9 protein-coding genes are annotated in these 8231 nt (G+C 53.6%); 7 read left to right on the forward strand and 2 right to left on the reverse strand.

Annotated elements, in window-relative coordinates; genetic code table 11:
- Positions 1 to 109: 109 nt before the first annotated feature.
- Positions 110 to 340: a hypothetical protein gene (locus PseAD21_RS29500; RefSeq protein WP_146011280.1), complete on the forward strand. Its 231-nt coding sequence runs from the start codon at positions 110 to 112 to the stop codon at positions 338 to 340.
- Positions 341 to 362: 22 nt separating this feature from the next.
- Positions 363 to 575: a helix-turn-helix domain-containing protein gene (locus PseAD21_RS12495; RefSeq protein ID WP_141537467.1), complete on the forward strand. Its 213-nt coding sequence runs from the start codon at positions 363 to 365 to the stop codon at positions 573 to 575.
- A 29-nt stretch (positions 576 to 604) separates the two neighbouring features.
- On the opposite strand, the gene PseAD21_RS12500 is transcribed toward PseAD21_RS12495, so the two are convergent.
- A complete protein-coding gene (locus PseAD21_RS12500; RefSeq protein ID WP_146011281.1) occupies positions 605 to 1747 on the reverse strand; it encodes a site-specific integrase in 1143 nt (380 codons plus the stop codon).
- A 144-nt stretch (positions 1748 to 1891) separates the two neighbouring features.
- Between PseAD21_RS12500 and dusA the strand changes: the two genes are divergently transcribed.
- The gene (gene dusA, locus PseAD21_RS12505; protein WP_102355936.1) at positions 1892 to 2857 is read left to right on the forward strand and encodes a tRNA dihydrouridine(20/20a) synthase DusA; all 966 of its coding nucleotides are present in this window, start codon (positions 1892 to 1894) and stop codon (positions 2855 to 2857) included.
- 75 nt (positions 2858 to 2932) lie between these two features.
- Positions 2933 to 3304 (forward strand): DUF2388 domain-containing protein, encoded by a 372-nt coding sequence (locus PseAD21_RS12510; protein ID WP_102355951.1) that lies wholly within the window; start codon positions 2933 to 2935, stop codon positions 3302 to 3304.
- On the opposite strand, the gene PseAD21_RS12515 is transcribed toward PseAD21_RS12510, so the two are convergent.
- On the reverse strand, positions 3305 to 4135 hold the full coding sequence (locus PseAD21_RS12515; RefSeq protein ID WP_102355937.1) for an undecaprenyl-diphosphate phosphatase: 831 nt from the start codon (positions 4133 to 4135) through the stop codon (positions 3305 to 3307). It abuts the gene before it with no gap.
- Between the two features lie 505 nt (positions 4136 to 4640).
- On the opposite strand from PseAD21_RS12515, the gene PseAD21_RS12520 reads away from it, so the two are divergent.
- The 3 genes from PseAD21_RS12520 to PseAD21_RS12530 all read left to right on the forward strand — a co-directional run bounded on the left by PseAD21_RS12520 (position 4641) and on the right by PseAD21_RS12530 (position 8097).
- Positions 4641 to 5381 (forward strand): winged helix-turn-helix domain-containing protein, encoded by a 741-nt coding sequence (locus PseAD21_RS12520; protein WP_102355938.1) that lies wholly within the window; start codon positions 4641 to 4643, stop codon positions 5379 to 5381.
- A gap of 279 nt (positions 5382 to 5660) precedes the next feature.
- Positions 5661 to 6314 carry a helix-turn-helix domain-containing protein gene (locus PseAD21_RS12525; protein WP_102355939.1) on the forward strand — a complete coding sequence of 218 codons (654 nt, stop codon included), beginning with the start codon at positions 5661 to 5663 and terminating at the stop codon, positions 6312 to 6314.
- A gap of 388 nt (positions 6315 to 6702) precedes the next feature.
- On the forward strand, positions 6703 to 8097 hold the full coding sequence (locus PseAD21_RS12530) for an undecaprenyl-phosphate glucose phosphotransferase (protein ID WP_102355940.1): 1395 nt from the start codon (positions 6703 to 6705) through the stop codon (positions 8095 to 8097).
- The last annotated feature ends 134 nt before the right edge of the window (positions 8098 to 8231 follow it).

Below are 8231 nucleotides of genomic sequence, written 5' to 3' on the forward strand. Positions count from 1 at the left end.
CAGACAAAAAACATTTCTCATGTATTGACAGGCCGCAGGTACGACACCGGGCTTCAGAAAAAATGGGGGTGCTGACGGTCATGATGGCGAGCGCTTCCGAGATGTTGATATGCAACAAAAAATCGCTCAGGGCACAGGCCATGTCGTTGAAAAAGAAACCGCGCAAATCTTAATTTTTTCAAAACTACGCCTGGAAGACTTGTGCAGGAACTTTATTGAGCAGGCACATACTGATGACAAAAATCACTTCTGCAGTGCTAATGAGAGAAAAAGAACTGTCCTGATTACTAGGGTTAATGATTTCGGCAGCACTCAGAACAAGCCTGCATCTAATGATTGACGCCAGCAACTTGAGAAGCAAAATGGCAGACGAGATCAACTGCTACACCGCCGAGGACATCAGCGAGCTTGCCAAGGTAACTCTTGAGACCCTTGCTTACTGGAGAAAACACGGCAAAGGCCCGAAACCTATACGCTTCGGCTCTGCTTACTTATATCCAAAAAACGCTGTGATGGAGTTCATTGGTAGTTTGATGGAAACAGATTCTGACGACTTTATCAGGCGCTGCATTTAAAAAAAGGGGGCCAGATGGCCCCCTTTTTTTTAAGCCGGGGCGCCATTCATATCACCGAGCTTCTGCAAGATCAGAGCGAGCTGGCTGTCGACATTTTTCAAATCTCCCTGTTTGAGATTTAGAGCATTGTAAGCTGCATGAACATCAGTCGCTTTGACGTGTGTATAGCGCTTCAGTGTTTGCCAGTCGCGATGGCCACTCATTGAAGCGACCTGGGGTACGTTAAGGCCAAGGCCAAAGAAGTCGGTAATTGCTTTATGCCTTAGGTCGTGGAATCGAACCGGACGTGTTACTCCCGCAACTGCCCTTGCACGAGTGAACGCGGTGGACACAGACTTGGGATTGTAGGGAAAAATGCAGCCTGACTGGCGACTCCCAATGACCGTTTCGACTATCTGCCAGGCAGATGGAAGCAATGCAACTGTCTCATCGTTACCCTCTTTGTCACTCGGATGCTTACGGTCACGAATGATGACAGTTTTATTTTCCCTGTCTAAATCTTCAATTCTGATCCCACAGATTTCCGACTGTCGCATGGACGTGTAAAGTCCGAATTTGATGACCTTGGGCATGTCGATCTTTTGGCGTTTTTTGTTGGCGTAGGCCGCAATAATGGCGTCAACTTCTGACTGAGTCGGCAAGCATTCAACCTCTCGGCTTTTGATCCTCATTTTGTGATTGGTCTTGAGGCTTTTCCGAGCTTTGTCTGCAAGGTCGGGATCTACATCTAGGTGCTTACTGTCATAGCAATAGCGAAGGACAGATGACAGCAGGGAGAGATCACCGGCGATAGTCTGGCCCTGTACGCCCTCCTTTTTCCGATCATTGATGAACGAATCCAGGTGGCTCTTCGAAAGCCGTTCGATGCCGATTTTGCCAAATCTCTTCTTCAACGCCTTGTAGATAAACAGCGCGCTCCGCTGAAGGGTTCGCCCACGCTGTATGTAATCGAGGTAGTCATCGATATAATGAGCGACAGTTGAACCCTTGGGGGCCGCCGTCCTGCCTGTAGCCTTGATCTCTTCAAGCTGACGCTCCTTCTCCTTCGCGAATGTCTTCGCAAGCTTTTCGGTCATGAACGTTGCGCTGATCGGAGTGATGCCCTTTTTCCGAATGAGGGCGCGCCATTTGCCACTGGGGAGCTGGTGTATCGAAGCCATACTTGTGTTCACTCAATGTTCATTAACCCGTACCCCGATGCATACCTTTTTGCACACGGCGTGTACCCCAGGTGTACCAAAACCGTCATTTTGGCCCTGAAATGTACACGCAGGATAGCACTAAAATATGCTGGAGACCTTTAAATACAAGGCTTTATGAATCGTAAATTTAGCGTAGCCCCGATGATGGACTGGACCGATCGCCACTGCCGTTTCTTCCTACGCCTCCTGTCGAAGAACGCCCTGCTCTACACCGAAATGGTCACCACTGGCGCGCTGCTCAATGGCGATCACGAACGTTTCCTCCGCCACAACGAAGCCGAGCATCCGCTGGCGCTGCAGTTGGGCGGCAGTGTGCCGCTCGATCTGGCCGCGTGCGCGCGCATGGCCCAGGAGCACGGCTACGACGAGGTGAACCTCAACGTCGGCTGCCCAAGCGATCGTGTGCAAAACAACATGATCGGCGCCTGCCTGATGGGGCATCCGCAGTTGGTGGCGGATTATGTGAAGGCGATGCGTGATGCGGTGTCGATTCCGGTGACGGTGAAGCATCGGATCGGGATCAATGGGCGGGACAGTTACGCCGAGTTGTGTGATTTCGTCGGTACGGTGCGGGATGCCGGGTGTACCAGTTTTACCGTGCATGCGCGGATTGCGATTCTGGAGGGGTTGTCGCCGAAGGAGAATCGCGACATTCCGCCGTTGCGGTATGACGTGGCGGCGCAGTTGAAGGCAGACTTTCCGGAGCTGGAGATTGTGCTGAACGGCGGGATCAAGACGATGGAGGCCTGCCATGAGCATTTGCAGACCTTTGACGGTGTGATGCTCGGGCGTGAGGCTTATCACAATCCGTATTTGCTGGCGGAGGTGGATCAGCAGTTGTTCGGCAGCACCGCGCCGGTGATCAGCCGTGCAGAGGCGCTGGCGCAGTTGCGGCCTTATATCGCCGAGCATTTGCAGGCGGGCGGCGCGATGCATCACATCACGCGGCATGTGCTGGGCTTGGGCACCGGGTTCCCGGGGGCGCGTAAATTCCGCCAGTTGTTGTCGGTGGATATTCACAAGGCCAAGGATCCGCTGGCGTTGCTGGATCAGGCGGCTGAGTTGCTTGAAGGCCGTTGATTGATGGTTTGAATGTGCGGGCAACGCATGAGCATTGCCCGGCTTTTTGTTGTGCTGACAGGATGTCTTTGGTTTATGCCCGCGTTTAATTTCACTGGTTTCAAACGCTACACCCTCCTTTCCTTGCTCAGCGTCACTTCCAATGTTTACGCACACTGCGACGGCTTCTGCATGGGGCGTACCGACACGCCTTGGGAGGTCACGCAGTTCTCCGGTTTTACGTTTGTCTCTTTATTGCTCACGCCGTTTTCTGCCAGCCAGGAAACCACTGAGAGCCACAAACGCGTTTACTCTGCCGAAGAGTTGGAGGATGCCCGCCTCTACCTCGCCAGCGACGGCATGCTGCAAGCCGCGTATTTCACCTCAGCCTTGCAGCGCTACCGTCAGGAGTCGCCCGACTCGGCATTGAGCGACCTCGCCGTTGCGACATTGATCAGCAGTCAGTGATCACGCCGCCGCTTCGGTCCAGCTCACCCAGCCAAACACCCACGTCGCCAGGATCAACAAGCCAAACGCGATCCGATACCAGGCGAACGCGGCGTAGCTGTGGTTGGCGATGAATTTGAGCAGGCCGCGCACGGCGATCATGGCAAAGATGAAGGCGATGACGAAACCCAGGGCAAACACTGGCAGGTCGCTGGCCTGGAACAGGTCGCGGTACTTGTAGCCTGAGTACACTGCGGCGCCGACCATGGTCGGCATGGCGAGGAAGAACGAGAACTCTGTGGCGGCTTTCCGGGACAAGCCGAACAATAAACCGCCGATGATGGTCGAGCCGGAGCGCGAAGTGCCGGGAATCATCGCCAGGCATTGTACGAAGCCAATCTTCAACGCATCGGACCAGCGCATGTCGTCGACATGCTCGACGCTCACCACGTGGCTACGCTGTTCGACCCACAACATCACAATGCCGCCCATGACTAACGCGACTGCCACGGTGATCGGGTTAAACAGGTATTGATGGATTTTGTCGGCAAACAACACGCCGAGCGCCACCGCCGGAAGAAAGGCGATCAACAGGTTGAGGGTGAAACGTTGCGCATTGCGCTGAGTGGGCAGGCCTTTGACGATTTCAAAAATCTTCGGTCGAAACTCCCAGACCACGGCCAGAATCGCACCCAGCTGGATAATGATGTTGAACGCCATGGCGCGTTCACCGCCGAAGTCCAGCAGGTCGGCGACGATGATCTGGTGGCCGGTACTGGAGATCGGCAAGAACTCGGTCAGGCCTTCTACCGCGCCTAAAATCAACACCTGGATAAAGGTCCAGAAATCCATTAATCCTCCGTCAGAGCGCTCTTGATGAGCGACCGGTCAACTGCATTCAGGAATTGAGTATCTGAAGTTAAACAATCGGTATAACGACACCCATTGCCTGATCAGGCGACGGAGAATATGTCTTATCAAAAGACACACTCAAGCCATGTTAATAAACGTCCGCCTACGAACCACTGTGAAAATATTTAGGCATTTAGTAGCAAAAAGTTCGACCAACCAATAAAGTGTGATCAAGCTCACACTATTCCATGAGCGCACGCAATGGCAATTGGACATGAACAAAGCTTTGGTCACAGATTCAAAATAGTGGCACAATTTCACATTGCCACTATGTGGCGACTAGTTCACAGCCCCGAGAAAATCAACTAAAAGCTTGAAATGCTTAATTATTGTTAGAAAACTCGGGAGCCACGTCTAAAAATCGCGTGAATGTTACCAATTGTCAGTCACAGATGAGAACCGGTGCTTTAACATCCCGATGTCAGCACCTAATTCGAGTCAATGCATGATGCTCTCAGGGAACTTGGCGACTAGAAGTCCGCGCCCGACAAACGATGATCCCGGTGTACTCACTCTGGGCCGTACCCGTGGCGTGGCCGAACATTTTAGAGCGCTGGTCGCACAGCACGTACGCACTGATATGGCACTTGAGGCCGGTTCATACACTAGTTCATATAAGCACAATGAACTTTCTGGTTCGTATCGCGCCATCTTCATCATTATCGACAGTCCGCAAGCGCTGGAAGACAATCTTGCGCTGATCGAGAACCTGCGCACCGACAACTTGAAGCCGATCATCTGCGCGGTCATCACCGGTCGTGGCGCCTTCAACAAGATCAAGTACTTTCTTGCCGGCGCCGACTTCTGTATCAAACTCAATACTCTTTCCGACGAAGGCGCGGAGTTGCTCGGTGAGTTCTTCAACAGCGAAGAGTGGCAGCGGGATATCAATCTGACGCTCGACCCGACGCGTATCTGCCTGCTGGGAACCCGCCAGAAACTCGACATCTCGTTTGCCGAGATGAAGATCCTGGAAGCCTTTGCGCAGACCAGCAATCACATTCTCAGCCATGATGAAATCGCCAGCATCATGGGGCTCAATACCAATTTCTACGACCCGAGAGCGCTGGAAAAATCGATCAGCCGCTTGCGTGGAAAAATCAAGGACATGTATGGTACGAACGCGATTCAGAGCATCCGCGGCTACGGCTATCGCCTGATGCGGGGTCTGATATCGACTGCCTGACTCACGGGCAGCCATCCTCTTTGCATACTTACGAAGGATCGTCATATGCAACCATACAGCTCTAGCTCCACTTCAAATCTACTAATAATCAAGCAATTGAATGAGCGCGGCCACACCGAACCATAACAATAAACTTAACAACATAGCAGCAGAACGAGTGGAACTTATCGAGGGCCATTTTGGGCCCAGACCCTGCCTGTCGATTACTTCCAAGGAAGTCATTGCTCGCCTGCCGATTTATCTTTTCGCCCATTTTGGTGCACATTTTAGGAGAGAGACATGGAAACTAGTACAACCCTCCCGAGAAAATATTTTGTCGTCGTGACTCACAGTACAACGTCGCAGCGTGAACTTGAGAGCATTCTGTCCAGCGAGCGCTTCAATTCGTTTGGTACGTCTCAGGCACAAATGTTTATTGAAGGTGCTACTTCGCCCTCTTCCGCCCCCATGCTGATGGAGTTCTCTTACCCAAGTGGCACCCGGAAAAACGTCGCCCGCACGATTGAACACGACACCCAGCGCATACTGGCCACCCTCGAATCGGAATGGCTGGCCGCACAATCGGCCAATCGGTTTCACAGCGTCCCGACGATGAGCGGGGAAACCGACAATCGAGTGGCAGCCATTGAAGACAGTGCTCCCTGCAGCGAAACCTGGCACCTGGATCAAGGCGCACTGGTCAAGGAAGGCGTCGAGATCAGCCTTACCGGGCTGGAAACCGCGCTGGTCAGAAAGATGCTCCATCACGAAGAACGCGTGGTCAGTCGAGATGACCTGATCCTCAGCATCGGCCGCGAGCCGGAGCAGTATCGTGGCCTTGAGATGTGCCTGAGTCGCCTGCAGGACAAGTTCAAAAGCGCCAGTAATGGTGAGCGATTGTTTCGTGCCGTAAGAAACCGCGGTTATTGCCTCATCCAGGAAATCGTTGCGTAAACACCGCCGATATCCGCGGACAAAACAAACAGAAAACAGTGCGATTACAAGAACAACAAGAGCACTCTGTTTGATTTCACCTCCCCTGGTAAATATAAGCTCCCTGCCTCCACCCCTCCTACAGTAACAAACACAACATCATTTATTCACCTCTTCCTCCACGACCTTTTCTAACAGCCTTGTATCTGACTATTAAAAAGTTGGCATTGTGCCATCTTGTTAGAACTCGTCAGACACCCTCTCCGGCAATAATTTAGTCTATTGATTGACGACAGTTCGGCCTATCGACGTTGTTACCTCAGGACACTCGTCCAATAACAACAAGCCTACTTAGCAACTCGGACTTCAACTGTCGAAACCTGAATGGACGTATTTCTGGGGATATTTCATGGAACTTTCTCTACGGATCAATCGAAATAACGGCCTCAAGGGACTTACCTTCTGGGGCCAATGGGCGCTGGCGCAGAGTTTCATTGTTGCGCTGCTGTTCATGCTGGCGGAACAGCACACGGGAACCGTCGAGTTCTATTACCGCATGTGCGCGACACTGGCGGTACTGGCCTCGGTTCCGGCGTATACGTTCAGCGGTGTGTATCGTAAACAGGACAATTACCTGACCGGTCTGGGGCGGCTGTTCATGGGCTGGTCGATGACCATGGTCGCACTGGCCTGCATCGCGTTCGTGTGCAAGGCCGATGAGGTGTTCTCCCGTGAAGTGACGCTGAGCTGGGCGGTGTACGGCTTCCTCGGCCAGGCGTTGCTGTATGCACCACTGCATGCCTTTTCCAAGTACTACCAGCGTTCCCGCACCAGCGCTCAGAAAACCCTGATCGTCGGTACGGGTGAGTTGGCACTGGGCTTGGCGAAGAAGATCAGTCAAGTGGAAAACCTGCCGTTGGTAGGTTTGGTCAGCAATGGCGCGACGGCGGATCTGGATTCGGATGCACCGCGTGTGGTCGGCGATCAGGAAGATCTCCTGCAACTGATCAAGGACCATGACATCCGCCGCTTGTACATCCCCCTGCCGTTGGCGGAGGCCGCGAAAATCGAGGCGATGTACGTCGACTTGCTGGGTGCCAACGTTGACGTGGTCTGGGTCCCGGACTTGAACAGTCTGACTCTGCTCAATCACTCGGTGAAGGTGGTGGACGGTCTGCCGGCGATCTGCCTCAACGAAAGCCCGCTGACCAGCCGCCCTACCGCTGCGCTGAGCAAAAGCCTGGTGGAAAAAGGCGTGGCGTTGCTGGCGATCATCCTGCTGAGCCCGCTGCTGCTGCTGATTGCGCTGGCGGTGAAGATCAGCTCGCCTGGCCCGGTGTTTTTCAAGCAGGATCGCCACGGCTGGAACGGCAAGGTGATTCAGGTCTGGAAGTACCGTTCGATGCGCGTACACGATGATCGTGAAGTGATTCAGGCCAGCCGCAATGACTCGCGCATTACTGCGGTCGGGCGTTTCATCCGCCGCACGTCGCTGGACGAACTGCCGCAGTTGTTCAACGTGCTGCAGGGGCAGATGGCCCTGGTCGGCCCACGTCCGCACGCGGTGGCGCACAACAACTACTACTCGGGGAAAATCCTTGCGTACATGGCCCGTCACCGAATCAAGCCGGGCATCACCGGGCTGGCGCAAATCAGCGGCTGCCGTGGCGAGACCGACACCATCGACAAGATGCAACGGCGCGTCGAGATGGACCTGCATTACATCAACAACTGGTCGCTGTGGCTGGACTTGAAGATCCTGGTGAAGACGCCGTTTACGTTGTTGTCGAAGGATATTTATTGATGGGCTGACGGTAGACCAGACAATGCCACAAGGGGACGAAAGTCCCCTTTTTTGTGGGCGGGATTTGGTGAACGGTCGACGGCGCGCCACAAGACCATTGTAGGAGTGAGCCTGCTCGCGATAGCGGTGGGTCA

Source organism: Pseudomonas sp. AD21, assembly GCF_002878485.1.
GTDB lineage: Bacteria > Pseudomonadota > Gammaproteobacteria > Pseudomonadales > Pseudomonadaceae > Aquipseudomonas.

Excerpts from the sequence above, each read along its gene's own strand:
- PseAD21_RS12515 (WP_102355937.1), bottom strand. The coding sequence starts at position 4,135 with ATGGATTTCTGGACCTTTATCCAGGTGTTGATTTTAGGCGCGGTAGAA.
- PseAD21_RS12525 (WP_102355939.1), top strand. The coding sequence starts at position 5,661 with ATGGAAACTAGTACAACCCTCCCGAGAAAATATTTTGTCGTCGTGACT.
- PseAD21_RS12520 (WP_102355938.1), top strand. The coding sequence starts at position 4,641 with ATGATGCTCTCAGGGAACTTGGCGACTAGAAGTCCGCGCCCGACAAAC.
- dusA (WP_102355936.1), top strand. The coding sequence starts at position 1,892 with ATGAATCGTAAATTTAGCGTAGCCCCGATGATGGACTGGACCGATCGC.
- PseAD21_RS29500 (WP_146011280.1), top strand. The coding sequence starts at position 110 with ATGCAACAAAAAATCGCTCAGGGCACAGGCCATGTCGTTGAAAAAGAA.
- PseAD21_RS12495 (WP_141537467.1), top strand. The coding sequence starts at position 363 with ATGGCAGACGAGATCAACTGCTACACCGCCGAGGACATCAGCGAGCTT.
- PseAD21_RS12510 (WP_102355951.1), top strand. The coding sequence starts at position 2,933 with ATGCCCGCGTTTAATTTCACTGGTTTCAAACGCTACACCCTCCTTTCC.
- PseAD21_RS12530 (WP_102355940.1), top strand. The coding sequence starts at position 6,703 with ATGGAACTTTCTCTACGGATCAATCGAAATAACGGCCTCAAGGGACTT.